The organism is Pirellulales bacterium (assembly GCA_035533075.1).
Taxonomy (GTDB): Bacteria; Planctomycetota; Planctomycetia; order Pirellulales; family JAICIG01; genus DASSFG01.
This window is the reverse complement of record DATLUO010000194.1, coordinates 27746-52049: the sequence shown is the minus strand read 5'-3', so window position 1 is coordinate 52049 and position 24304 is coordinate 27746. Positions and strand designations below refer to the sequence as shown.

Here is a 24304-nt window from a genome sequence, read left to right as displayed (position 1 = left end):
CAGGCTCTGCCCGAGCCACCTGAACCCTGAACCCTGAACGCTGAACCCCGAACCCTCAACCCTATGTCCGACCGCTACAACAACCGCCTGCCGCCGCCGCCACACGACGAACCCGAACCGATCGACGAGGGCGGCCTGCGCGCCCCGCCCGAACTCACCGGCTGGCGAAAAGCCTGGTGGTGGTTCGATTTCATCATCCTGGTCAAATTGGCCCGGCTGCGGTTCATCGGCATCCTGGCGGCCATCGGCATCGTGATCACGCAATGGGACACGCTGGTCGCCTACTACGACCGCTATACCCGCCCGGCCGAAGCGGCCACGGTCGCGTCGAGCGACGTCGAGTGGTTCTGCCCCATGCATCCCGCGGTGGTCCGCGACAACAGCAAAGAGAAATGCCCGATCTGCTTCATGCCGCTCTCGAAGCGCAAAAAGGGCGACGTCCACGAAGAGGCCCTGCCGCCCGGCGTGGTCAACCGCGTGCAGATCTCGCCCTATCGCGTGGTGCTGGCCGGCGTGCGCACCTGGAGCACCGACTACGTGCCGCTGACCAAGCAGGTGAGCGCCGTGGGCTTCATCGAGTTCAACGAACGCGAAGAGCGGAAAGTGAGCGCCTGGGTCGGCGGACGAATCGACAAGCTGTACGTGAACGAGACGGGCACCACCGTCGACGCCGGCGAGGTGCTGGCCGATCTCTACAGCCCCGATCTCTACAGCGGCATGCGCGAGTTCGTCGGTGCCGTGCAGGGCGGAGACCGGCGAATGGCCGCCAGCACGCGCGAGCGGCTGCGGCTGTTGGGCATCAGCGACGACCAGCTCGACGAGCTGGCCAAGACCGGCAAGGCCAATACGCACCTCAAGATTCGCTCGCCGATCACCGGGCACATCATCCAGAAGTACGTCGTCGAGGGGCAGTACGTCGAGACGGGCACGCCGCTCTACGACGTGGCCGACCTATCGACCGTCTGGATTCAGGCCCAGGTGTATGAGGAAGATTTTCCCTTTTTGCCTCAGCGGCAGACGCACCGGCCGATTCCCGCCGACAGCCCGGATGCCTTGCCCGTCGTGGCCACCAGCCGTGCCTTTCCGGGCGAGCCGTTTCACGGCAAGCTGGCGTTCGTCTATCCGCACGTCGACGAGGCCACGCGCACCGTCACGATTCGTTGCGAGCTGCCCAACCCCGGCCACAAGCTGCGTCCCGGCACGACCGCGACCGTGACCATCGAAGTGCCGCCGCGCGACGTGGAGATGCTCCGCGACGCGGTGGCCGACGATGCTCCGCGTCAGGCCCAGCTCGGCGAAGGGCTGGTGCTGGCCGTGCCGGAAAGCGCGGTGATCGATACGGGCAAGCAGCGGATCGTCTACCGCGAGAGCCTGCCCAACGTGTTCGAGGGGGTGCAGGTGGAGCTGGGGCCGCGCATGAACGGGCCCCAGGGTGCGATGTTTTACCCGGTGCTGTCGGGACTGAAGCCGGGTGATTTGGTGGTGGCGACGGGCTCGTTTCTGGTCGATGCGGAAACGCGGCTCAACCCGGCGGCCGGCTCGATCTACTTTGGGGGCAGCGGCGGCGGATCGAAGAGCGGCTCCGGCGTGACCACCGTGCGACCGTCGACGCCCGAGGATCCCGACGCCAAGATCGAGGCCGCGTTGGCCGGTCTTTCGCCGGCAGACCGGCGAACCGCCGAGTCGCAAAAGTTTTGTCCGATCTTGAAGAACAACCGCTTGGGATCGATGGGTCCGCCGGTGAAGCTCGAGGTGGACGGCCAGACGGTGTTCGTCTGCTGCGCGGGCTGCAAGAAGCAGGCGCTGGAAGATCCGGAGAAAACGTTGGCGCAAGTGACCAAGCTGCGCGGCGGCAGGCCCGCCAGCGGCGATGCGGCGAAGGCGCCGACACCCGCGCCGTCCAGGCCGGCCAAGAATGACCCGGATGCGCGGATCAAGGGCGCGCTGGCCAAGCTCTCGCCCGAGGACCGCAAGTTGGCCGAGGAGCAGCGCTTTTGCCCGGTGGAAGAAGAGAACCGGCTCGGCTCGATGGGCAAGCCGGTAAAGCTGCTGATCGATGGTCAGCCGGTGTTCCTCTGCTGCGCCGGGTGCGAAGAGGGCGCGAAAGCCGACCCGAAAAAGGCGCTCGCCAAGGTCAAGGATCTGAAAGAGCGGGGAAAGCCACGGATGAAACACAGATGAAACACGGATTAAAAACAAAGAATGTCGCTGGGCCGTGCCAGACGATGACCGTCGCCACGCCACAAACTAAGGAGTGTGCTGGTTCGATCCTTGACGAATGTTTACCTCCAGGCCGTCCCCTTTCATTCTTTATCCGTGTTCCATCCGTGGCCGTTAATCTTGACCGTTCCTTTTCCGCCACCGATGAAACCCTCCCATGATTGAACGCATCATCGAAGCCTCGATCCGCAACCGCTTCCTGGTGCTGATTCTCGGCGCCGCGCTGACGGTGGCGGGCGTCTATGCCATGCTCCATACGCCGGTCGACGCCATCCCCGACCTGAGCGAAAACCAGGTCATCGTGTTCACCGATTGGATGGGCCGCAGCCCCTGGGAAATTGAAGACCAGGTGACCTATCCCCTCTCGCTCAAGCTGAAAGGGCTGGCCGGCATGCGCGCCGTGCGCTCCAGCAGCGAGTTCAACTTCTCGATGATCACGCTGATCTTCGAGGACGACATCGACTTTTACTTCGCCCGGCAGCGCGTCACCGAAAAGCTGGCCGAAGCCGCCAACTTCCTGCCGCCGGGCGTGCTGCCTTACATGGCGCCCGATGCCACGGCCTTGGGGCAGATTTTCTGGTATACGGTGGAAGACAGTCCCTCGAACCCGGTCGACTCGGGCCGGCTCTGGGCGCTCAACAAGTTCTACATCGCCCCGCAGCTCAACGCGGCGGCGGGCGCGGCCGACGTGGCCGACGTGGGCGGCACGCCGCTGGAATATCAGATCGACGTGCGGCCCGAAGCCCTGCGGGCCTACGGCATCACCCTGGGCGAGCTGTATGCGGCGGTCTCGAAGAGCAACATGCCGGCCGGCGGCGGAGTGGTGCAAAAGAACAACGCCGAGTACATCGTCCGCGGCCTGGGCTGGATCAAAGACAAAGCCGACATCGAAAACACCGTCATCAAGGAGGTCAACCGCGTTCCGATCTACGTCAAGACCATCGCCAAAGTGCAACTTGGCACGCAGTTCCGCCGCAGCGTGTATGAAAAGGACGGCAACGACGTGGTGGGCGGCGTGGTGCTGATGCGGCACGAAGAAAACCCGTTGGAAGTGACCGAGCGGGTCAAGCAGAAGATTCAGGAAATTCAGCCGGGCTTGCCCGAAGGCGTTCACATCGTGCCGGCCTACGACCGCACGCGGCTGATTCACGGCGCCATTCACACGCTCAGCGAAGTGATGTGGCACGAGATGCTGATCGCCTCGGTCGCCATCCTGCTGATCCTCTCGCACCTCCGCAGCGTGTTCGTGATTTGCATCACGCTGCCGTTGGCGGTGCTGTTTTCGTTCCTGACGATGTGGCTGTTGCGCATGCTGGGCATCATCGACATCCAGGCCAACATCATGTCGCTGGCCGGCATCACGATTTCGATCGGCATCCTGGTCGACCAGGCGATCGTGATGGTCGAGAACGCCACGCACGCGCTGAAGGAGCATTTTGGCGACCGCCGGGTGACGGGCGACATCCGCGAGCTGGTGATCCCCGCCTGCCGCACGGTGGGCCGGCCGATTTTCTTCTCGGTGATGATCATGCTGATTTCGTTCATTCCCGTGTTCATGCTCAGCGGGCGGGAAGGGAAGTATTTTCACCCGCTGGCGTTCACCAAGAGCTTCGCCCTGTTCGGTGTGGCCTTGATTTCGATCACGCTGGTGCCGGCCTTGATTCCCACGTTCATCAAGGGGCGGTTGCGGAGCGAGGAAGAGAACTGGATCGTCCGCAGCTTCATCAACATCTACAAGCCGCTGCTGACGTGGGCCTTGCCGCGGCGGAACCTGGTGATGTGGATGTTCGCCGTGCTGTTGATTTTGGCGGCGGGCATGTTTCCCTTGCAGGCCATCATCGGGCAGGGGGCGAGCGAAATCGCCTGGCGGCAGACGTTTCTGGGAGTTTTCTTCCTGGTGACGTCGTTGACCGTGATGTCCATCACCGGCAAGCACGGCCCCGACTTCAAAGCGTTTTGGGGAGATTGTGGACTGGTATTGATCGCCGTCGCGCTGATGGCCCTGGCGGGCGGAGTTGTCTGGGCGGGAAATTGGATGGGTTCCGCGTTCAGCGCGTTCACCGTGCCGCTAGTGCTTATGGGACGCATCAATCCGGTCGAATGGCTGGCGTGGTTCATTGTCGCTTGCGCCGGCGTGCCGGTGCTGGCGCTGTTCTGGATTGCCTTTCGCACACAGCGCCGACTGCTTTGGCAAACCACCACCTTGACCAGCCTGATTTTGATCGGCCTTTGGGCCTACAAGTTTCCCAAGATCGGCGTGGCGTTCATGCCCGCCCTCGACGAAGGCACGACGCTCGACATGCCGATCACGGTGCCGCGGGCCAGCGTGACGCAATCGGGCGACGATCTGAAGGCCCGCGATGCGCTCTTGCGTGGTTTCCCCGAGGTCGAGTCGGTGATCGGCAAGGCGGGCCGGGCAAACACGCCGACCGACCCCTCGCCGCTGGATATGGTCGAGACGTTCGTCAACTTCCGTCCACGTGAGCTGTGGCCCAAGCGCGTGCTGAAGTTCAACGATGCTCGTGCGCAAGTCGAAGTCGAACTCGCGGCGTTGGAAAAGCAAGGCTATCTGACCGCGACGACCGGTGACGATCGGAACAATCTGGTGAACGACGCCACGCAAAAGGCGCTGGAGCGGTTCGACGAAACGCTGCGTGACTTGGCCTTGCTGCGGTATGAAGAGATGGAAAGCGATCTGAAGCGCGAACTGACGCGCTTCGCTGTGAACGAAACATTGCGGCAGACCGGTGCGGAAATGGAGCACAAGAAAGCCGAGGGAGGCTCCCATTTGCCACCAGCTTTAGCTGGTGGTTCGGGGGACAAGAAGGTTTCCCTTGAGCCGGCTTTGGCCGGGCTTCCTACCCCGTCGCCCAGTTCACCGGCCACGACGACCGGCACACGGTCGAGAAGCCCGGCTAAAGCCGGCTCCGGCCAAGTTGACGGACCTGGCTACCACCAGCTAAAGCTGGTGGCAGACGGAGGCGCGTCGGAAGGCGACCCCTTGGTCGATGAGCTGACCACCAAGTATGGCCACTGGCTGGCCAAGAACCCGTCGCTGGAAGACGTGACGCAGTTGAGCCAGGATGTCGCACGATCGCTCAAAGAACGTGGCCTGATCGACGACGAGGCCGAAGCTTTGGAGCTCCACGACTCTCGGTTTCGCACGCTGGCCAACGCGGTGGCCGAGGCGCTGGGCGGCGAGCATCGCACGTTCGCCGGCGAGCTGCTGGCCGCGGTCGAGCACCGGCGCATGGATCTGTGGCGCGACCGCGTGAAGCACGTCAATTGGGAACTGTTCGACGAAGGCGTCCGCGAGTTTTGCTGGTACGCCCTGGAAGAAACCGTCAAGGCCGCGAAGAACGTCGGACAGCTTGCCGGGGCCGCGCACGCGGCCGAAGCGGAAAAATTCGCCACGGCGTCGCTCGACGACCAACTTGGCAAACCGTTCGACGCCGGCGCGCTGCGGCCCTTCGTCGCCTTGCGCGAGCAACTGGAGAGCGACTTCAAGCAGCGGGTCTTCTTCTGGCCGCGGCAGACCGGTCCCAAGGGCGACCTGGTCGACGACGAAATGGGCCGCGTGCTGCAGGTGCCCGGCTGGAGCAACATCTTCACGCAGCCGATCATCAACCGCATCGAAATGCTCTCGACCGGCGTGCGCACCGACATCGGCGTCAAGGTATTTGGGCCCGATCTCGACACCATCGATCGCGTGTGCAAGGAGGTGGAGGCGGCGCTCAAGCCCATCAACGGCGCCCGCGACGTGATCGCCGCTCCGTTCATGGGCAAGGGTTACCTGGAGATCGACATCGACCGCGAGAACGCCGCCCGCTACGGCATCTCGGTGGAAGACATCGAGAACGAGATTGAAGTGGCCCTGGCGGGCAAGGCCATCACTTATACCGTCGAGGCCCGCGACCGCTTCCCCGTGCGCATCCGTTATGCGCGCAGCGAACGCGAGGACGAAGAGAGCGTGCGGCGTTTGCTGGTCAGTCCGGGCAGCATGGCCACCGGCGGCGGCTCGTCGATGGCGTCAACTGCCGGTTCCACGGGCGAGGCGATGAACACCACGGGCCAGAGCGCCGGGCACGCGGCCTCGCCGGGACATGCCGCCCGCGGCAAGCCATTGATCCCGCTGAGCGCCGTAGCCGACGTGCGCGTGGCCGGCGGGCCGGCCATGATCAAAAGTGAAAACAGCCAACTCTTGAACTACGTGACGCTCATGGTGCGCGGCCGCGACGTGGTGGGCTTTGTCGACGAGGCGCAGCGCGTGGTCGCCCAGAAGGTCAAGCTGCCCGAAGGCGTCCACATCGAATGGAGCGGCGAGTTCGAGCACCAGGTGCGGGCGGCCAAGACGCTGCGGGTGGTGTTCCCGGTGGTGATCGTGCTGATCTTCGTGATTCTCTATCTGACCTACAACGACCTGATGGACGCCATCCTGATGATGCTGGCCGTGCCCGAAGCCTTGGCCGGCGGGGCGTTCTTCATGTACCTGTTCCCCAAGATCGTGCAGGGCTGGGACGCGCCGCCGATGGATTTCAGCGTGGCGGTGTGGGTGGGCTTCATCGCCTGTTTCGGCATGGCCACCGAGACGGGCATCATCATGCTGGTCTATCTGCGCGAAGCGATCGAAAAGCGCGGCGGGCTGGAAAATATCGAGTCGTTGGCCGAATTGCGTCAGGCGGTGATCGAAGGCGCGGTGCACCGGCTGCGGCCCAAGCTGTTGACGGAAGGCGTGGCGATCATCGCCATCTTTCCGATGGTGTTTGCCAAAGGTGTGGGCGGCGAGATCCTGGCGCCGATGGCCTTGCCGGTGCTGGGCGGGCTGCTGATTTCCGACGAAGTGGTTGACCTGTTCTTGCCCGTGCGGTTCTATTGGGTCCGCCGCGGGCGGTGGTTGAGACTGCAAGAAGAGAAGCGGCGCACAGCGGCAGGGCAAATGTAGAGTCGAGAGGATGATGTTCGATTTGAAGGTTCGTGTCGTCAATCCCGTGAATCTTGCCCGCGAGGTGTTGCCATGACCCCGATCATCACCAGTCCGGTGGAGCTCCGCCAGCGCGGGTTCGAAGTGTTGGTGGCTTCTCTTGGCTGGGTCAATGCTGTTCGCTTTCTTCAGCAGTATGAAGTCAGCCCGCGCGACTATACCAAGGAACGCGATCAAATCCTGCCCAACTGGGATGCGGAAACGCTGGTTCGCCTCGCCAGGGAACGTAGTCGGTCCGAGCAGTAGCCGATTTCTGCACACATTGGCGGCTTCCAGTCGCAGACTTGGCCGCTGACCGGTGGCCGCCACGGGATTCGCAGCAGCTCACCCGGCGGCCCAGCCGCGCTGGACAAGGGAAGAGCTTGCGGCCCTGGCGTGGGAGAGAGTCAAGCACGAGGACTGGGACGAGTACGATAATTTGCCGGAGAAGCCATGCCCCACTTGACGCCTCCGCTGGCCGACACTATATTCGGTCAAACGCATGCCAGCCGTCGCTACCGATTCCCTGAAGGCGTCCAGCCAACTGCTCAAGGCCTTGGCCGATCCGGTGCGGCTGCGCATTTTGCACCTGCTCTTGGAAGCCGACGAAGTTTGCGTCTGCCATATCCACGAAGCTTTGGAACTGCCCCAGCCGACCGTATCCAGGCACCTGGCGTATCTTCGCAAACGTGGGCTGGTCACGGGCCGCAAGGAAGGTCTGTGGGTGCATTACCGGTTGGCGAAGGCAAAAACCAATCTCCATCGCGGCATCATGGTTTGCCTCCACACCTGTTTGACCGATATGCAAGAGCTACGCCGCGACCGCGAGCGGTTGAAAAGGGTCGCACCGTGCGGCGATGAACGCTAACGGCCTGGCGCTGTTTTTTTCGACAGATATATATGTTTAGGCAGATATGTAACGTAACGCGCGGAGAGGCATCGTGACGATCATCAGGGTCTGCTGTTGGTTTGGCGTGTTTGGGCTGATTGCGGCGGCGGCGGTCTGCTTGGCCGTTGAACGAGATGAAAAGCGAGACGCCGGCGCCTTCGTTCGGGCACTTTGGACGGTGCAGCGGTTTGGTACCGCGGAAGCCGCCGATCCCAGGCACGACGAGCGGACGAAGGCGCTGCTTACGGCCGCGCTGGCCAAAGACGGGACGATCACCAACCGGGCAATTGAGAACAACCTGATGGATGCGAAAACCTACCACACGCTGGCCGGCGCCGACGACCGTTTGCAAGCCTCCGAAATGCGTCAAGCGCTCGACTCGCAAGCGCCGAAGACGCGCCGCCGGCTGTTGCCCCGCGTCGCGGCTCACCTCGACGCTTTGACAACCTCCTTCGAACGGATCGACGCCGCACATCTCGCGGCCGGCGAGAAGCTGGCGGAGTGGATCGCGGCCAACTACCAGCCCGGCAGGCCGCTGGCGATCCTCTTCGTTTGCACGGGCAACTCCCGCCGCAGCATCCTGGGAGCCACGATGGGCAACGCGGCGGCCGCTTACTGGGGGTTGCCGCAGGTCCACTGTTACAGCGGCGGCACGGCGCCGAGTGCCTTTAACCCGCGGACGATCATCGCGTTGCGGGCGATCGGCGTCGAGATTGAGCCGACCGGCGAGGAGGCCGAGCGAGGCGCGGAGGGGTCGCCGAATCCAAGCTACGTGGTGCGCTGGGGTGAAGCGTCGAGCGACGCAACCTCGACCATGGAAACCATCGAATTCTCCAAGCACTACGGCCATTCCGCCAACCCACAGAGCGGCTTCGCGGCCGTGATGGTCTGCACGCAAGCCGACGCGGAATGCCCGTTGGTCAAAGGCGCGTCGCGGCGCATCTCGATGCCCTACCTCGACCCCAAAGCCTACGACGACAGCGAATATGAGGCCGCGAAATACGCGGAACGGCGCGACGACCTGGGCCGGCTCATGCTCGCCGTGATGCTCAAAGCGCGACGGCAATTGGAACGGCAAGTTGGCAAGTAGGGTGGGACCAGCGAGCTTTGCGAGCGCCGGTCCACCAAGATTAGGCGCCAGGCAAAGGTCAACTCAAGTATTTCTGAACCCTGAACCCCGAACCCTGAACCCTGAACCCCGAACCCTGAACCCTGAACCCTGAACCCCGAACCCTGAACCCTGAACCCTGAACCCTGAACCCTGTGACGGTGGGCCGGCGCTCGCAAGCTCGCTGGTCCCACCCTACAGAGAAACATCGAGAGAAAGGAAGTGTTCGAAATGACCCCCTCGTGCGCCTGTGACCGCCCGCCGCGCCTCTCGTGGCTCGACCGGTTCCTGACGCTGTGGATCGCTCTGGCCATGTTGGCGGGAGTGGCCCTGGGCAACTTCGCGCCGGGCCTGGTCAACGGCGTCACGCAGTTGGCGGTGGGAACGACGTCCATCCCGATTGCGGTCGGCCTGATTCTGATGATGTACCCGCCGCTGGCGAAGGTCCGCTATGAGAAACTCGGCGAAGTGTTTCGCAACACGCGCGTGCTGGGACTGTCGCTGGTGCAGAACTGGATCATCGGGCCGGTGCTGATGTTCGCGCTGGCGGTGCTGCTATTGCCGGACAAGCCCGACTACGCGGTGGGCCTGGTGTTGATCGGCCTGGCGCGTTGCATCGCGATGGTGATCGTCTGGAACGATCTGGCCGAGGGCGACCCGAAGTATGCGGCCGGCCTGGTGGCCTTCAACTCCGTGTTCCAGGTGTTCTTCTATTCGGCCTACGCCTTCGTGTTTCTCAAGGTCTTGCCGCCACTGTTGGGTGTCAACTTTGGCGAGGTCGATCTCTCTGGAATTACCATCAGCGCCGTGGCGCAAAGCGTGTTCGTGTATTTGGGCGTGCCGTTTCTCGCCGGGATGATTACTCGCTTCATGCTGGTGCGCGCTCGCGGACGCGAGTGGTACGAGTCGGTGTTCATTCCGCGCATCAGCCCAATCACGCTGATCTCGCTGCTGTTTACGATTGTGGTGATGTTTTCGCTGCAAGGGGAGTCGATCGTTCGGCTGCCGCTCGACGTGCTGCGGGTGGCACTGCCGCTGGCGATCTATTTCGTCGTCATGTTCGCCGTGTCTTTCGCGATGGGCAAGATGCTGGGGGCCGACTACTCGAAGACCACGACCCTCTCCTTCACCGCGGCCAGCAACAACTTCGAATTGGCGATCGCGGTGGCGGTGGCCGTATTCGGCATTGATTCGGGGGCCGCGTTCGCGGCCGTCATCGGCCCGCTCGTCGAGGTGCCGGTGCTGATCGGGCTGGTCAACGTGGCGCTGGCCCTGCGGCAACAATACTTTCGGTCGAATGAGGTCGTTGCGGCATCGAGTTCACCAAGCGAGCGGCCGACCGCGTCGTTGGAGCGATTGTCGAAACCGTCGTAAAAAGGAGTCAACAGTGCGGAACCCGGCCCGGCATGGACGCTCGGCGGTTGTGGTCGCGGTTGCGATGCTCGTGTTCGCAGCGGCGCAAGACTCGTTCGGCCAAAGCGGTGTCATGGACGACGCCGGGCCGTCGGACGAAGTCCTGGTTCCGCGCGCGCGGCGGCGTTATGGCCCGTTGGAGGTCGTGGCGGAGTCGATTTTTGGCAGTGGCACGGATGAGCCGTTCACGCCGTTGCTGCTCAGGAACTTCTTCACCGATGGCTGGGACGACCCGTGGATCGCGCCGCCCGAAGATGCCGATATGCCACGGCGGCAAGGGTGGGTCAACTCGGCCGACGGCCTGTTTTTTCGCAACCTGGTGCTGGTTTACACGAACACCGAAGGTTTGCCCTCGGGGCAGGACGCGAACCTGGGGCTGTTTCAGTTCCAGTCTCCCCTGAGCCGCCGGCTGTGGATCAGCCTCGACGAGCCATTCGTGACCACGGCGAGCAGCATCGGCGGAGTGGGGGGCGCCACCGCGTTCGGCGACTTCAACATCACGACGCGGGTGATGCTGCACGAATCGCGGCGGACGTCGGTGATCGCGGGCCTCCGCACGCGCATGCCCACCGGCACGCTTTCGACCTTCAACGGCCTGGAGAGACTCTTTCCCGACGTGCAGTTCTGGCATCATTTCGCCGGCCGTTGGAGCATGCGTGGTTCGATGGGCCTCGACGTTCCGCTGAACAACTTCAACGTGCTGCCGACGAACCTGCAGTCGATCTTGGCCATCGGGGAAACGATCACCGAGCACGATCGTTTCCTGATCGGCGACTTCCAATACTACGTTTCGGCCAATATGCACAACAATCTCAGCAGTGCGCCGGGCCACACCTTTTTCAGCCTCACGCCCGGTTTCCGCACGCACTTGGGCGGGGAATACTTCCTGGCCGGCGGCTATGAGATTCCGCTTGTCGGCCCGGATCCGTTCGGCAACCGGCTGACGTTCTTCTTTGTGAAAGGCTTCTAATACGCCGCTCAGTACAACCGCCGGCGAAAGAGCCATCCCGCCACGGCGAGGTTCACGACACCAATTAAGGCCATGGGCCAAAACTCGCCGAGCAGCATGTTAAAGGGCGTGCCTTCCAGGAATACGCCCCGCAGCACCACCACGAAATAACGCATCGGATTCAGCAAGGTGAGACGCTGCAGCAACGGCGGCATGTTCGCGATCGGCGTGGCAAAACCCGACAGAATAATGGCGGGCACCAAAAACAGAAACGCGCCAAGCAGGCCCTGCTGCTGGGTCACCGCCAGCGAGGAAATCATCAGGCCCACGCCAATCGCGGAGACCAGGAACAACGCCACCCCCGTGTAAAGCGTCAGTAGGCTGCCCAACAGCGGAACCTCGAACCAAAATACCGCCGTGGCGATAATGAGTGTGGCTTCCGCCACGCCGATGAAAAAGCCGGGCAGGGCCTTGCCCATCAGCACCTCGGCCGGGCGATAGGGCGTGACCAGCAATTGATCGAACGTGCCCTGTTCGCGCTCTCGCGCGACCGACAGCGACGTAACCAGCATCGTCACCACCAAGGTCAGCAGTGCGACGATGCCCGGAACGATGAACCAGCGGCTTTGCAGGTTCGGGTTGAACCAGGGGCGCATCTCGAGTTGAGCGGGCGGCTTCGCTTGTCCGTGGCGTGCCGCCCATTGGACGTTGAAACGGTGGACGATGCTTCTGACATAGCCCAACGCCAGCAGGGCGGTGTTGGAATCGCGGCCATCCACGAGCACCTGCACCCGCGAGGAACCGCCGGTCGCCAAGTCGCGGCTGAAGCGCGGGCCGACGTGTACCACCAGCAACGCCTCGCGGTTGTCGATCAGCGGAACGATCTGGCCGTCGTGCGTCAGCCGGGCGACTTCGCGAAAATGACGAGAAAGTCGGAACCCGGCCAGCAGTTCCCGCGCGTCCGGCCCCGTGTCTTCGTTATAGACGGCGTAGGGAATGTCGCTCAGATCGTAGGTGGCCGCATAGCCGAACACGAGCAACTGAATGATCGGCGGAACGACAATCACGAAGCGGCTTTTGGGGTCCTTGAGCAGCGCCAGGAACTCCTTGATGATCAGGGCGAACACCCGTTGCCAGACGGTCATTTCTCACTCCAGCCGCTTGCGCGATTTCCAGCGGGTCAAGCCCAGGAAGAAGGCCGCCATGACGAGCAACGCCGCGCCGTTTGGCAGAATGATTCCCGGCACATCGCCGGCCAGGAAGACCGTTTGCAGTATGGACACCAAATAGCGCGCAGGAATCAGGTGCGTGATCGCCTGGATGGGGCGCGGCATGCTGCCGATATCGAAAATGAAGCCCGACAGAATGAAGGCGGGCAGGAACGTGACAATGATGGCGACCTGTCCCGCCACGAACTGATTCTTCGCCACGATGGAAATCAGCAACCCCATTCCCAGGGCCGCCAGCAGGAACAGCGCGGAGGCGGCGAACAGCACGGCGAGCGAGCCGCGCAGCGGAATGTCAAACAGCCACACGGCGGCGGCCACCGACAACACCAGTCCTCCCGTGCCCAGAACAAAATAGGGGATGAGTTTCCCCAGCAGGATCTCGCGGACGGCGACGGGCGTGACGAGCAGAGCCTCCATCGTGCCGCGTTCCCACTCGCGGGCCATCACCATGGCGGTCAGCAGAGCGCCGATGAGCGTCATGATGACGGCAATCAGCCCCGGAACGAGAAAGTCTCGACTGCGCAGCTCGCTATTGAACCAGACCCGCTCCGTCACGCGCACCGGCGTTTGCTCGCCCACCGCGCTCGTTTGCGCCTCGTGCTCGAGCCATTTTTCCCACGCCCCAGTCACGTAACCGTGGACCAACCGCGCGGTGTTGGCGTCGACGCCGTTGAGAATGATCTGCACGCGAGCGCCACCGGGGCCGCGCCGCCGCCGCGCGAAGTCTTCGCGGAGATGGACGATGCCGTCCACTTGGCGTGTCCGCAGCGCCTGCTCGGCCTGGTTCATCGTCGACATGGGGATGGGGTCGAAGTAGCGGGAATGCTGGAACGCGCTGACGAAGCTGGCGGCGTCGGCGCTCGGTTGCTCGACGACCACGGCCAGCGGCACGTGTTCCGCGTCGAGTGAAAGTCCGTAGCCGAAGATCAAGAGCAGCACCACCGGCATCACGAAGGCGATGGCGATGCTGCTCGGATCGCGCAGCACCTGCAGAAACTCTTTCCGCACCAGTCCGCGGAGGCGCATGGCGCCCCCGCCCCGCGGCCGATCGGGAACGTGCCGTTGCCCGTCGCCTTCGTTCATGCGGTCTGTCCTCGCCGCCCGCCTTCGATCAGGTGGATGAACGCCTCTTCCATGGTCGGTTCTGGTCGCGTGGTCGAGCGGGCCAGAAGCTTGACGTCTTCGGGAGTGCCGAGGGCGAGTATTTCTCCGCTGGCCATGATGGCCAGCCGGTCGCAATACTCGGCTTCCTCCATGAAGTGGGTGGTCACGAGCACCGTCACGCCGCGTGCCGCGAGCTGGTTGATGCGATGCCAGAATTCGCGTCGCGCCAGCGGATCGACGCCGGAGGTCGGCTCGTCGAGAAAGAGAATGTCGGGCTCGTGCATCAGGGCGCAGGCCAGGGCCAGGCGCTGTTTGTAACCGAGAGGCAGCTCGGCGCTGGTCGCATCGGCCAGAGGTTCAAGTTGAAACTGTTCCAGCGCCCAGGCCAAGCGGTCGGCGCGGCGTCGGCCCGACAAGCCGTAGGCACTGCTGAAAAACCGCAAGTTTTGTCGCACGCTGAGATTGCCGTACAGGGAAAACTTTTGCGACATGTAACCCAGACGGGCCCGCGCCGCGGCCGCCGCGCGGCGAACGTCGACTCCCGCGACGCGCAGCGCGCCGGCGCTGGCCGGGAGCAGGCCGCACAGCATCCGGAAAGTGGTCGTCTTGCCCGCGCCGTTCGCCCCCAGCAAACCGAAGACTTCGCCCCGCCTGACGTCGAACGTCACGCGGTTGACCGCGACGAAGTCGCCGAACCGCCGTTCGACGCCGCGCGCTTCGATCACGCTTTCTTGCGAAGCGGCCGCCGCTGGGGGCAAGGCCGCGGGAACCGCGCTCGTTGCCTCCTTTTCGCCATTCGTCCATTCCTCAACGGCCGCTCTCGGCCGGCGCGATTGAAGCATGGCGATGAAGCTGTCTTCAAACCGCGGCGGCACGCGCTCCAGGGAAGCGCCCGCCCGCTCCGAAAGGAATCGCTGGGCATCAGAAGCTAGCCCGCTCTCCAGGACCAACCGCACCCGATCGCCCTGAATCACGGCGTCGACCACCCCGGGAGCGAAGCGCAGCCGGGCTTGAACGTCGCGCTTTTTCGCGGCGGGCGCCGACACCACAAAAGTGCGGCCCTGCAAAGACGAACTAAAACTCGCCGGTGGACCTTGTCCCAAGACCTCGCCCTCGTGCAGCACCACGACCTCATGGCACCGTTCGGCCTCGTCCAGATACAGCGTGCTGAGAAGCACGCTCATTCCCTCTTGCTCGACGAGACGGTAGACGATGGACCAGAGTTCCCGCCGCGAGACGGGATCGACGCCCACGGTCGGTTCGTCCAGCAGCAATACCGGCGGCGATCGGACGAGCGTACAGGCAAGCCCCAGTTTTTGCTTCATGCCTCCCGAGAGTCGGCCGGCCATGCGGCGAGTGAACGGCGCCAGCCCGGTCATGCCCAGCAGCTCGCGGTAGCGGTCCGCTCGCTGTTCATGGGGCACCCCTTGCAGGTCGGCGTAAAGAGCGAGGTTTTCGGCCACCGTGAGATCCTCGTACAGGCCAAACCGTTGCGGCATGTAGCCGATGGTGCTTTGCACGGCCAGCGAGTCGCCGGAGGCGTCTCTGCCCAAAACAACGACCTGGCCCGCTTCGGGCGCCAACAGCCCCGCCGCCAGCCGCATGAGGGTCGTCTTGCCGGCGCCGTCGGGACCAATCAGCCCTGTCACCGCTCCACGGCGCACGCCAAAGCTGACGTTCCGCAGGGCTTGAGTGCGTTTGCGCCCGGCGCCAAAGCCCTTGTCGACGCGGCGAAACTCGATGACGGCGGCGCGTGAATCAGCACCCAAAGTTGGCGTTTCACCGTTTGACGAGTTGGCAACCATTTCACTCAGCGGCTTTCCTCTCCGCCCAGCCTTCCGCGGGGCGAGGCTGGTCCAAGGGCACGTATACCGTCACAGGCATGCCGAGCCGAAGCTCGTCGCGCGGGTTCTTGACGAACACGCGAACTTGATAAACCAGGCGAGTGCGAAGTTGGCGGACCTCCACGGATTTCGGCGTGAATTCGGCCGTGGGCGCGATGAAGCCGATCCATCCCCGATAGCGCTTGCCGGGATAGCTGTCGGTCTCGACCTCGGCGGCCATTCCCAGACTTATCTTCCCCAGGTCCGGTTCCGAGAGATAGGCCCGCACCCAGACCGGGTCGCTGAGCGCGAGGGTATAAACGCTTTTTTGGGGCGAAGCCATGTCGCCCGGTTCCAGGATGCGGTCTTCGACGGTGCCATCGCTGGGCGCGTACAGAGAGCAGTCGGCCAACTCGGTTTCCGCCAGGACCAATTGGGCCTCGACGTTCTTCAGCGTGGCGCTGGCCTCGGCGATGTCCTCCTTCCGCGGGCCGGCGACGGCCAGATCGAGCAACGCTTGATTGGCGTTGCGTCGCGCCTCGGCCACCTCGGCGGCGGTTTCGGCGACGTCGGCCTCTTGTTGGGAAGCGGACTTCGACTCGGCCAGAGAGCCCCAACGGCCATAGGTCCGTTTGGCGTTTTTCAGGTCGGCTTCTGACAACTGCACGTCGGCGCGGGCCTTGCGGATTTCCTCGCTCCGCGTTCCCGCCTCCAATCGCGCCACGACTTGCCTTTGGGCCTCGACCTGCGCGGCGGTGCGCTCGGCTGCCGCTTTCAGGCGGCGCGCGTCGAGCGTGGCCAGCAGTTGGCCTTGCCGCACGCGATCGCCTTCTACGACGTGCATGGCCGCAATCCGGTCGTTGCCGTTGAAAGCCAGTTGCACCTGCCGAATGTCTACGTTCCCGTAAAGAACCAGCTCACTGGCGGGCTTGCGCTCGTGAACGAATGGCCAAGGCCAGGTTAGCGCGCCCGTGGCGGCGAAGCCGGCGACAAGCAAAAGCAAAACCACACGCGCGAGCTTCTTTCTCGAGATCGCCGCCTTTTCGACTGCGTGGGCTTCCGGACCAAAGGAAGGTCCGCTCTGCGTGGCCGCCGCCTGACTGGCGGCGACGACCGCGGGACTGGCTGACGTGCCGCGTGCTTCCGATACTTCTTGCGTTGTTGCCGTGCGCATCGCCGGGCCAATCAAACCTTGCGTTCGTTTGTCAGCACCAGCCCATTCCGCTGAATCAACTCGTGAATCCCTTGGACATACGGTTGAACGTTCTCATAGCATTCGGAGACCAGCCGAAAGCGGCAATGCGAGGGCGCCTTGCCGCCGAGGGTGCCTTTGAGCGTGGGGTTTTCCATGGCGAATTGCACGACGTCGCAATCGCGGTCCTTGATGAACTCGTAAAGTTGCATCATGAAGCGCTTGTCGCCAAAGTCGCCCGCCACCTCGAATTCGACCTGGGGAACAATGGCGGACACCGTCTCCGCCGCCCTGGCGCGCGCCTTGTCGAGGGCGACCTTGGCCTTTTTGGCCTTCGCTTCCTGATGCACGAGCTTGAGAATCTTGTTCTCCCGCTCGATCTTCTGGACCACACTCCTGTCGGGGAAAGCAATCGCTTCCGTCGGACAGATATTGCCACAGGTGGTGCAACCGACCATGCAGCGGTAGGGCTCAACCACCACGGCCTTCCGCTTTGCCTCGTCCATTTCAAAAACCAAGCGGCCGCAAGTCACGTAGCAGAGGCCGCAGTTGATGCAGGCTTGTTCGTCAATGGCTGGAAACCAAGGGATTTCCCTCCGCGGAATGCCGTGCCATGCGGCCTGCGCCGCGCTTGGCGCGGGCGTCTGGGTCGCTGCCATGATTGACGTTCTCCTTTGTTGGCCAAGGAACCCCACAGATTGGCAAAAGCCGTCGACTCGAGCGGAGACGAGTGATGCACGCCGCGCGCCGAAGCTGGTGATAAGTGAGCCGATGCCCGCGCACTTCCTCGAATTAAGCATGACAGGTGCCAAAGCGCTCGCGAAAACAACGGGCCTGAACAACCCACTCCCATGTCGCGTGTTCACCAAGATCGCCGTCCTTTGCGGCGGCATTTGCAGGTCAGGCGCGCTGCCGGGCGCGCGAACGGGCGAAATCGCACACGACGGCTCAAACCTTTGGATCTTTCCGCCACGGAAGAATCGCGATCCGCCCCGCCTGTTGGTCGATCACTTCGCGGAGGTACGCGGCCTCCTCTGCCTGGCGCGCCAAAAGCACCGGGTCGGTCACCACGAGCGGGGTCAGGCTTTGGTTGACGACCCAGGCGAACGGCTGGATCCCCGCCCGTAGAAGGTCTCGTTGCAACTTCGCCGCTTCATGCACCGGCGTGGCCTCCGGCAGCGTGACAATCAGCACCCGCGTGAATCGCGAATCGCGGAGCCGCGGCAGCAACTTCTGGACGGATTCGGGCATCCCGCTGCTTTGCCGGGTCACCTCGCGGTGGTACGCCAGTGCCGCATCCAGCAAGAGAATCGTGTGCCCGGTCGGAGCGGTGTCGAGAACGACGAAGCCCTTCTCTCCGCCCGCCACGGTCTGGGCGAAGGCCTGAAAGACCGCGATTTCCTCCGTGCATGGCGAGCGCAGATCTTCTTCGAGCAGGGCCTTGCCCTGTTCGTCGAGCGAAGCGCCGGCGGTCCGCATGACCTCGGCGGTGTAGGCGGCGGTCTCGGCCCGCGGGTCGATCCGGCTGATCGTTAGGTTCGGCCGATCACCGTTCACCGCGTCCGACACGTGCGCCGCCGGATCGGTGGTCGTCAGGTGAACCGGAAAGCCTCGCTCGACAAGGGCGACCGCGAGGGCCGCGGCCACCGTCGTCTTGCCGACGCCCCCCTTGCCCATCGTCAAAATCACACCATGGCCGGCGGCGGCCAGTTCGTCCAGCAGGCCGTCCAGGGATGGCAATGCGGCCGCGCGCCGCGGGCGATCCGCGATCGGTTTGAAGGATTCTCCGCGAACAAAAGCGCGGAGGGCATCGGCTCCGAGAAGGTTGCGCGGCGCCAAGGGCAGTATGGTGCGGACGAAGTGCGTCAGCCCGGCGGGAATCTGGTCCAGCGTTTCGCGGCTTCGCAGTTCCATCGCCAGCGCGACGGGGTCGCACTTGTCCGTGGCCACGAATACGCCGTTGACGACAAGCTGCTGATTGTCGATCCGCAGCGCCGACAGTTCCTGGCTCGTCCGTTCGGCTTCTCCCAACGCGTCGGCATCGGGCCGGCTGACCAGGACGAGCGTGGTCGTCGACGAGTCGGCGAGCGCCTGAATGGCGTCGCGGTAGAGTTGCTGTTGGGCCTGCAAGCCGGCCAGCGGCCCCAGGCACGACGCGCCGGTGGTATTCGTAGCCAAAAAGCCGTCCCAAGCGGAAGGCAGCGACATCAGCCGCAACGTATGCCCCGTCGGCGCGGTGTCGAAGATCACATGGTCAAAGCCGGCGGTGCCTTCGCGGTCGCCGAGCAGACGGGCAAACTCATTGAAGGCCGCGACCTCGATCGTGCAGGAACCCGAGAACTGTTCTTCCATGCTGGCCACTGCCGCATCCGGCAAGACGCCCCGGTACGGCCCGACCATTCGCTCCCGGTATTCGCGCGCCGCAGCTTCGGGGTCGATATTCAGGGCCCACAAGTTGGGCACGCCGCGCACCTGCGTCGGCTCGTGTCCTAACTCGGTGCCCAGCACCTCGTCGAGGTTGCTGGCCGGGTCGGTACTGACCAGCAGCACTTTCTCGCCCCGGTCCGCCAGCGTGACCGCCGTGGCGCAGGCGAGCGAGGTCTTGCCGACGCCGCCCTTGCCGGTGAAAAAGATGTTCCGCGTGGGAGTTTGGAGAAAGTCCATGCGGTGTCTCGCTTTCTTAACAACAGCCCGCCTGTCCACACGCACTGGCCGCGGCTTGCGCCAGCGGCTGGCTGAGCTGCAGACCGCACCAGCGGGCCAACATTTCGCGAGACGCGTAAACCCCCTTGCCCACCACGCGGCCGTCGACGCGGATAAGGGGCAGGCACTTCACGTCGTACCGGGCCAGCAGTTGCTGGACATCAGGGTGGGCCGTGAAGGCCGACGCCTGCTGCGCGAGGTTGTAACGCTCGACCGCCACGCCCTGCCCTTTGAGCCAGTCCAGGTCGGCGGCGAAACGCGGCAGCACGGGGTCGATGTTTGGGCCACACAGGCCGGTCGGACAGCACATCGGCCGATCGAAGACTTGGAGCAATGTCATGGTTTTGTCCTTTCTGTCAAAGACGCGGACTGTCACGAATTATTATCGTTTATCGTCGATTAACGCTGATTGTTTGAAAAAAAACCGCTCAGAGCGCGGCGACGAGCTGCTTGAGCCGCGCCAGCACAGCCGTGTTGACGCCGTAACAAACTTTGGGCCCGTCGATCTCGCCCGTGATCAGGCCCGACTCCTTGAGGGTTTTCAGGTGCTGCGACACCGTCGATTGGGCCAGGTCCATCTGATCGACGAGCTCGCCGCAGATACACGCCTCTCGGGCCAGCAGGATGCGCAGAATGCGCGCCCTGGCCGGGTGGGCGAGGGCCCAAGCCAGCTTCGCGAGCGCCTCGTCTTTGTCGCGGCTGTCCGGGACCGGCCGCGATGCCTGATCGGCCGGCGTCACGCAGCGTCGTTTGGCGTTCACCGTTTCGGTCCTTATTAAAATCGTTTATCAACGATGAACGATATGCGGCAATGGCGCCCAAGTCAAGAGAGGAACGTGCAGTGCCGCCATGGCAAGGAGGAGCCTTTTGCGCCTTTGCTCCTCAGGACGCTGTTCAACGGTGGCTGGGATTGAAGCGCGCCGTCAAGAAAAACCCGCCGTGTTCTGTAGGGAACGGACTCCGTGCCGTTCTGTGAACCGGCCAAATACCGTCGAATCGCACTTTCCGGAACGGCACGGAGTCCGTTCCCTACAGAGATGCTCTTTACATCTTGCCAAACGGTATCACCACCGAAAGTTTCGCTCCGTCGCCCAATACCGCTTGGTCCGTCGGAGTCGCGAGATGGTGCATTTTTTCGACGAGGAGTAAGCCATGCGGATCGCTGGCAAGCGAGTGACCAGAACGCGGCTCATTGAAAGTGGCCGGTTTGTCGTCGCGGTCGACGTGGAAATGGTCATCCCGGCCGACGATCCCTCCGAACCGTGTTATGAAGCCGAGAAAGTCGAATTGTTGAAAGAGGTCGCGGCCCCCGCGGAGAGCGGCGACAGACCTTGGCTACTCAAGCACGGCCGAGTGTATGAGCTCGTGGGTGCGGAGTGATCGTTGCCGGTGCGAAGGCACACACGAGGCGCAGGTGGCTTATTTGCGACGTGGACCGATCGGCACGCGCAGTGTCTGACTGTCGGCGGGAGGCGCGGGGCGATTGCCAGGGGTGGGCGGATCTTCCACGATCCGCTTCCAGCCGCGGGGCGTCCCCGGCACCTCGAACACCCCCCAGAACTTCTTCCACGGATTGTTGATGGATGGCGGGTCGAAGAGATAATTGATGCTGTTGCCGTTGGGCAGTTCCAGGCTGACCGCCTTCGGCATCATCTGTTTCTCGGCCAGGACTACGGTGGCACGCTGATAGTTTGCCCTGTCTTCGGGGTGCATCGGTTCCACTCGCAAGAGAATTTTTTTGCCCACCAGATCGGGCGGCGTGACGAGTCGCATCCAATAGCGCTGGCGCATCTGCGCCGCGGTGGTGCCAAACACAAATGGCAGGGGGCTGTTGGAGATCGCTTTGCCCTTCAATTCGTCGGGCAAGCGGCGCTCGATGAGCTGTTTTTCTTTGTAATTGAACTCATAGACGGCATTGCCGTCACAGACCCAATATTCGCCGTCTCTCTTCACAAACGACGGCGGATCGACCGTCGGGTCTTCCGCTTCTTCGGTGATGCGGTAATGCCCCTTGTCGGGCGCGGCATAGAGGATGACGCCGCGGTAGATACGGCTTGGCACGTCGGCTTTGCCGAAGACCTTGTCGTATTTCCAGCTTTGAAAGGTGCAATACAGCGTCTTCACTTCGCTCGTTTGCTTCTCCCAGGCCTGAAGCACCAGTTCGAGTTCCGATTCTTCTTCCGGCGAAAGTTGGCCCCACGAGGCCTGCGGCCGCCGCGGCTGCGGGGCGAACTGGCCGAGCCTGCCGCCCAGGGCGGTGTGGGGGCGGGCGGCGACCTGCGGCGGTGCTTTCGGGCCATATACCGACTGGCTCTTGCCCGCTCGCGGCGCCGGCGGAGCCGAACGGTTGGCCGTCCGTGCGTTGCGGCGCGGCGCGTCCTGACCCAGCGCGGGTCCGCACAGCACGCTCGCGAACAGTGAGTTTCCGATTACCAACACCAACCTGCTCCGGCCGGACAGCATAGAGTTTCCTCGCATCGAAAATGGGGCCGGATGGTAGCAAATCGGCGAGAAGCCCCCTAGCCCGAATGCTCCAGCCAAGCCAGGAATTCTTCGGGCCGGCTGAAACACTCGACCGCGAACCCCGCGCCCCAGGCTTCGACGTCGGCCAACGTGCGGCCGGCCGCGTAACAAACCGTCCGCACTCCGGCCCGGCGCCCCGCCTCGATATCGAACAGATAATCGCCCACCATCGCCACCTGCTCGTGCGGCAGTCCCCAGATCGCGCAGATATTCCAGATTCCGGCTGGGTTGGGTTTGGCGGGTGCGTCTTCACGAGCGACGACCGTGTCGAAGTGCAGATTCAACCGCCGCAGGGTGAGCAGCGTCGCCTGCCGCCCGTTTCGCGTAAAAACCGCCCGGCGAAGCCCGCGTCGTTCCAGGGCGGCCATCAAGTCGGCCACGCCGGGCATCAGCGTGGCCCGTTCGGCGCCCTCGCGCTCATGCCGGTCGAGGATGGCCCAGCACTCGCTTCGCCGCGGTTCGGGAAGGTCGGCGAGCGCTTCCAAAATCGGCTGCTTTTCGACGAGGCCCATTTCGCGGCGGATGCGATCGAAGTCGAGGCCCGAATCGACGAGCGTGCCGTCCAGATCGAAGATCAGTCCGCGGATCACGTTTCTGTGTTCTGTATTCCGATGAATCCCACTATAAGGTAGACGATGAAACTCGCTCTCGTCCACGACTGGCTCACCGGCATGCGGGGCGGCGAAAAGTGCCTGGCCGCGCTTTGCCGGCGCTTTCCCGACGCCGAGCTGTTCACGCTGCTGCACGCGCGGGGACGGCTGGCGCCGGAGATCGAGCGAATGCGCATCAACACCAGTTTCTTGCAACGATTGCCCTGGATCGAGCGGCACTACCGTTATTGGCTGCCGGCCATGCCGCGGGCCATCGAGAGCTTTCGTCTGCCGGCCGACATCGACCTGGTGGTCAGCTTCAGCCACGCCGTGGCCAAGGGCGTGCAACCGCCGCCGGGCGTGCCGCACGTCTGCTATTGCTTCACGCCCATGCGTTATGCCTGGCAGTTGCGCGACGATTACTTCGCAGATCGGGCGGCCCCGGAGCCGTCCGGCCGGCTGGGGTCCGTGCTCGGTCTTCCCCGCCGCACGTTGTCGTCGACGCGCGACCAGCTTCTCGACCGCATTCGCGAGTGGGACCGTGCCAGCAGTCACCGCGTGACCCACTACGTGGCGATCAGCCAGACGGTCGCGCGGCGGATCGCCGATTGCTACGATCGGCCCAGCGAGGTCATCTACCCGCCGGTCGATACCGACTTTTACGCGCCGGCGGCGGTGGGCCGCGAGAACTTCTATCTCTGCGTGTCGGCACTCGTGCCCTATAAAAAAACCGAGCTGGCGATCGAAGCCTGCCGGCGCATGCGTCGCGATCTGGTTATCATCGGCTCCGGGCCCGAAACACGGCGGCTGAAGCGGCTGGCCGGGCGGCACGCTACTTTTTTGGGCTGGCAGCCCGACGAGGTGATTCGCGATTATCTCCGCCGTTGCCGGGCGCTGATTTTTCCGGGGCAAGAGGATTTTGGCATCGTGCCGGTCGAGGCCCAAGCCTGCGGCACTCCGGTGGTGGCGTATGGCCGCGGCGGCGCGACGGAAACGATCGTGCCGGCGGACGAGCGGCGTGCCGGCACGGGGTTGTTTTTCGACGAGCAAACGCCCGAAGCGCTGGTGGCGGCGTTGCGTTGGTTCGAGGCCCATCCGCATCAGTTTCCCGCCTCGCTGGCCCGCAAGCAGGCGCTGCGGTTCAACGCCGAGCGTTACGAGCGCGAACTGCTGGATTTGCTGGACGCCATCGCCGGCGGGCGACTTGGCGGACTGCGCCGCGCCGCGTGACGCGTTTCACCTGGCGGCCGACGGTGAGACCGATTTGCCCTCCGATCCGCCACGGATGTTCAAGCAGATTCAAGCAAGCAACGGGTCATCGTCCGCATCGATGAAGAAGCGGACGCCGCTGTCGAGATCGAGGACAAGGCGTTTCTGACGTACTGCCTTTCGGAGGGAGATCCGAGTATTACCTTGGAAGAGGTCCGGCAGGCATTGGCCGTCATTCCCGGCTCCCTGACCGAGGCTTGCTCCGCCGAGCGCGATGAGCGTTAGATGCCTGGCAGTTTTCTCGATAGGAGCGCCCTGGCCAAACATCATCTTTCATCCCCTTACGAACGGGCCGGGTCATCGACGCCACCACCTGAAAGGCTGAATGCTCG

The 24304-nt window shown here is 63.6% G+C and carries 20 protein-coding genes; 9 read left to right on the top strand and 11 right to left on the bottom strand.

Going from position 1 to position 24304, the window contains the following annotated elements:
• Positions 1–63 precede the first annotated feature (63 nt).
• The 7 genes from VNH11_24980 to VNH11_24950 all read left to right on the top strand — a co-directional run bounded on the left by VNH11_24980 (position 64) and on the right by VNH11_24950 (position 11560).
• Complete coding sequence (locus VNH11_24980; protein HVA49644.1) at positions 64–2181, top strand: efflux RND transporter periplasmic adaptor subunit; 2118 nt, start codon at positions 64–66, stop codon at positions 2179–2181.
• A 196-nt stretch (positions 2182–2377) separates the two neighbouring features.
• Positions 2378–7162: an efflux RND transporter permease subunit gene (locus VNH11_24975; protein HVA49643.1), complete on the top strand. Its 4785-nt coding sequence runs from the start codon at positions 2378–2380 to the stop codon at positions 7160–7162.
• A gap of 72 nt (positions 7163–7234) precedes the next feature.
• Complete coding sequence (locus tag VNH11_24970) at positions 7235–7447, top strand: hypothetical protein (GenBank protein HVA49642.1); 213 nt, start codon at positions 7235–7237, stop codon at positions 7445–7447.
• A gap of 235 nt (positions 7448–7682) precedes the next feature.
• A complete protein-coding gene (locus VNH11_24965) occupies positions 7683–8048 on the top strand; it encodes a metalloregulator ArsR/SmtB family transcription factor (protein HVA49641.1) in 366 nt (121 codons plus the stop codon).
• A gap of 73 nt (positions 8049–8121) precedes the next feature.
• The gene (locus tag VNH11_24960; protein ID HVA49640.1) at positions 8122–9159 is read left to right on the top strand and encodes a hypothetical protein; all 1038 of its coding nucleotides are present in this window, start codon (positions 8122–8124) and stop codon (positions 9157–9159) included.
• Between the two features lie 249 nt (positions 9160–9408).
• Positions 9409–10551 carry an ACR3 family arsenite efflux transporter gene (gene arsB / locus VNH11_24955; GenBank protein HVA49639.1) on the top strand — a complete coding sequence of 381 codons (1143 nt, stop codon included), beginning with the start codon at positions 9409–9411 and terminating at the stop codon, positions 10549–10551.
• Positions 10552–10564: 13 nt separating this feature from the next.
• Complete coding sequence (locus tag VNH11_24950) at positions 10565–11560, top strand: hypothetical protein (protein ID HVA49638.1); 996 nt, start codon at positions 10565–10567, stop codon at positions 11558–11560.
• An 8-nt stretch (positions 11561–11568) separates the two neighbouring features.
• Here VNH11_24950 and VNH11_24945 read toward each other — a convergent pair whose 3' ends face one another.
• The 8 genes from VNH11_24945 to VNH11_24910 all read right to left on the bottom strand — a co-directional run bounded on the left by VNH11_24945 (position 11569) and on the right by VNH11_24910 (position 20261).
• Complete coding sequence (locus tag VNH11_24945; protein HVA49637.1) at positions 11569–12684, bottom strand: ABC transporter permease; 1116 nt, start codon at positions 12682–12684, stop codon at positions 11569–11571.
• 3 nt (positions 12685–12687) lie between these two features.
• Positions 12688–13851: an ABC transporter permease gene (locus tag VNH11_24940; protein ID HVA49636.1), complete on the bottom strand. Its 1164-nt coding sequence runs from the start codon at positions 13849–13851 to the stop codon at positions 12688–12690.
• Positions 13848–15641 carry an ATP-binding cassette domain-containing protein gene (locus tag VNH11_24935; protein HVA49635.1) on the bottom strand — a complete coding sequence of 598 codons (1794 nt, stop codon included), beginning with the start codon at positions 15639–15641 and terminating at the stop codon, positions 13848–13850. Before VNH11_24935 ends, VNH11_24940 begins: the two co-directional genes overlap by 4 nt.
• Positions 15642–15678: 37 nt before the next feature.
• Positions 15679–16869, bottom strand: a complete 1191-nt coding sequence (locus tag VNH11_24930) for an efflux RND transporter periplasmic adaptor subunit (GenBank protein HVA49634.1) — start codon at positions 16867–16869, stop codon at positions 15679–15681.
• Between the two features lie 11 nt (positions 16870–16880).
• Positions 16881–17753 carry a ferredoxin family protein gene (locus VNH11_24925; GenBank protein HVA49633.1) on the bottom strand — a complete coding sequence of 291 codons (873 nt, stop codon included), beginning with the start codon at positions 17751–17753 and terminating at the stop codon, positions 16881–16883.
• 82 nt (positions 17754–17835) lie between these two features.
• Complete coding sequence (gene arsA, locus VNH11_24920) at positions 17836–19551, bottom strand: arsenical pump-driving ATPase (protein ID HVA49632.1); 1716 nt, start codon at positions 19549–19551, stop codon at positions 17836–17838.
• A 16-nt stretch (positions 19552–19567) separates the two neighbouring features.
• A complete protein-coding gene (gene arsD / locus VNH11_24915; GenBank protein ID HVA49631.1) occupies positions 19568–19930 on the bottom strand; it encodes an arsenite efflux transporter metallochaperone ArsD in 363 nt (120 codons plus the stop codon).
• 88 nt (positions 19931–20018) lie between these two features.
• The gene (locus VNH11_24910) at positions 20019–20261 is read right to left on the bottom strand and encodes a metalloregulator ArsR/SmtB family transcription factor (protein HVA49630.1); all 243 of its coding nucleotides are present in this window, start codon (positions 20259–20261) and stop codon (positions 20019–20021) included.
• A gap of 481 nt (positions 20262–20742) precedes the next feature.
• Here VNH11_24910 and VNH11_24905 point away from each other — a divergent pair, with 481 nt between their 5' ends.
• Complete coding sequence (locus tag VNH11_24905; protein HVA49629.1) at positions 20743–20970, top strand: hypothetical protein; 228 nt, start codon at positions 20743–20745, stop codon at positions 20968–20970.
• Between the two features lie 39 nt (positions 20971–21009).
• On the opposite strand, the gene VNH11_24900 is transcribed toward VNH11_24905, so the two are convergent.
• Entirely contained in the window at positions 21010–22053 is a 1044-nt protein-coding gene (locus VNH11_24900; protein HVA49628.1) for a TIGR03009 domain-containing protein, read from the bottom strand.
• 56 nt (positions 22054–22109) lie between these two features.
• The gene (locus VNH11_24895) at positions 22110–22703 is read right to left on the bottom strand and encodes an HAD family hydrolase (protein HVA49627.1); all 594 of its coding nucleotides are present in this window, start codon (positions 22701–22703) and stop codon (positions 22110–22112) included.
• 45 nt (positions 22704–22748) lie between these two features.
• Between VNH11_24895 and VNH11_24890 the strand changes: the two genes are divergently transcribed.
• Positions 22749–23933: a glycosyltransferase gene (locus VNH11_24890; GenBank protein ID HVA49626.1), complete on the top strand. Its 1185-nt coding sequence runs from the start codon at positions 22749–22751 to the stop codon at positions 23931–23933.
• A 69-nt stretch (positions 23934–24002) separates the two neighbouring features.
• Here the strand turns inward: VNH11_24890 and VNH11_24885 are convergent, their stop codons facing one another.
• Positions 24003–24242 (bottom strand): hypothetical protein, encoded by a 240-nt coding sequence (locus VNH11_24885; GenBank protein ID HVA49625.1) that lies wholly within the window; start codon positions 24240–24242, stop codon positions 24003–24005.
• Positions 24243–24304: the final 62 nt, after the last annotated feature.

Excerpts from the sequence above, each read along its gene's own strand:
- VNH11_24980 (HVA49644.1), top strand. The coding sequence starts at position 64 with ATGTCCGACCGCTACAACAACCGCCTGCCGCCGCCGCCACACGACGAA.
- VNH11_24975 (HVA49643.1), top strand. The coding sequence starts at position 2,378 with ATGATTGAACGCATCATCGAAGCCTCGATCCGCAACCGCTTCCTGGTG.
- VNH11_24970 (HVA49642.1), top strand. The coding sequence starts at position 7,235 with ATGACCCCGATCATCACCAGTCCGGTGGAGCTCCGCCAGCGCGGGTTC.
- VNH11_24965 (HVA49641.1), top strand. The coding sequence starts at position 7,683 with ATGCCAGCCGTCGCTACCGATTCCCTGAAGGCGTCCAGCCAACTGCTC.
- arsB (HVA49639.1), top strand. The coding sequence starts at position 9,409 with ATGACCCCCTCGTGCGCCTGTGACCGCCCGCCGCGCCTCTCGTGGCTC.
- VNH11_24945 (HVA49637.1), bottom strand. The coding sequence starts at position 12,684 with ATGACCGTCTGGCAACGGGTGTTCGCCCTGATCATCAAGGAGTTCCTG.
- VNH11_24940 (HVA49636.1), bottom strand. The coding sequence starts at position 13,851 with ATGAACGAAGGCGACGGGCAACGGCACGTTCCCGATCGGCCGCGGGGC.
- VNH11_24930 (HVA49634.1), bottom strand. The coding sequence starts at position 16,869 with ATGCGCACGGCAACAACGCAAGAAGTATCGGAAGCACGCGGCACGTCA.
- arsA (HVA49632.1), bottom strand. The coding sequence starts at position 19,551 with ATGGACTTTCTCCAAACTCCCACGCGGAACATCTTTTTCACCGGCAAG.
- arsD (HVA49631.1), bottom strand. The coding sequence starts at position 19,930 with ATGACATTGCTCCAAGTCTTCGATCGGCCGATGTGCTGTCCGACCGGC.
- VNH11_24905 (HVA49629.1), top strand. The coding sequence starts at position 20,743 with ATGCGGATCGCTGGCAAGCGAGTGACCAGAACGCGGCTCATTGAAAGT.
- VNH11_24900 (HVA49628.1), bottom strand. The coding sequence starts at position 22,053 with ATGCTGTCCGGCCGGAGCAGGTTGGTGTTGGTAATCGGAAACTCACTG.
- VNH11_24890 (HVA49626.1), top strand. The coding sequence starts at position 22,749 with ATGAAACTCGCTCTCGTCCACGACTGGCTCACCGGCATGCGGGGCGGC.
- VNH11_24885 (HVA49625.1), bottom strand. The coding sequence starts at position 24,242 with ATGATGTTTGGCCAGGGCGCTCCTATCGAGAAAACTGCCAGGCATCTA.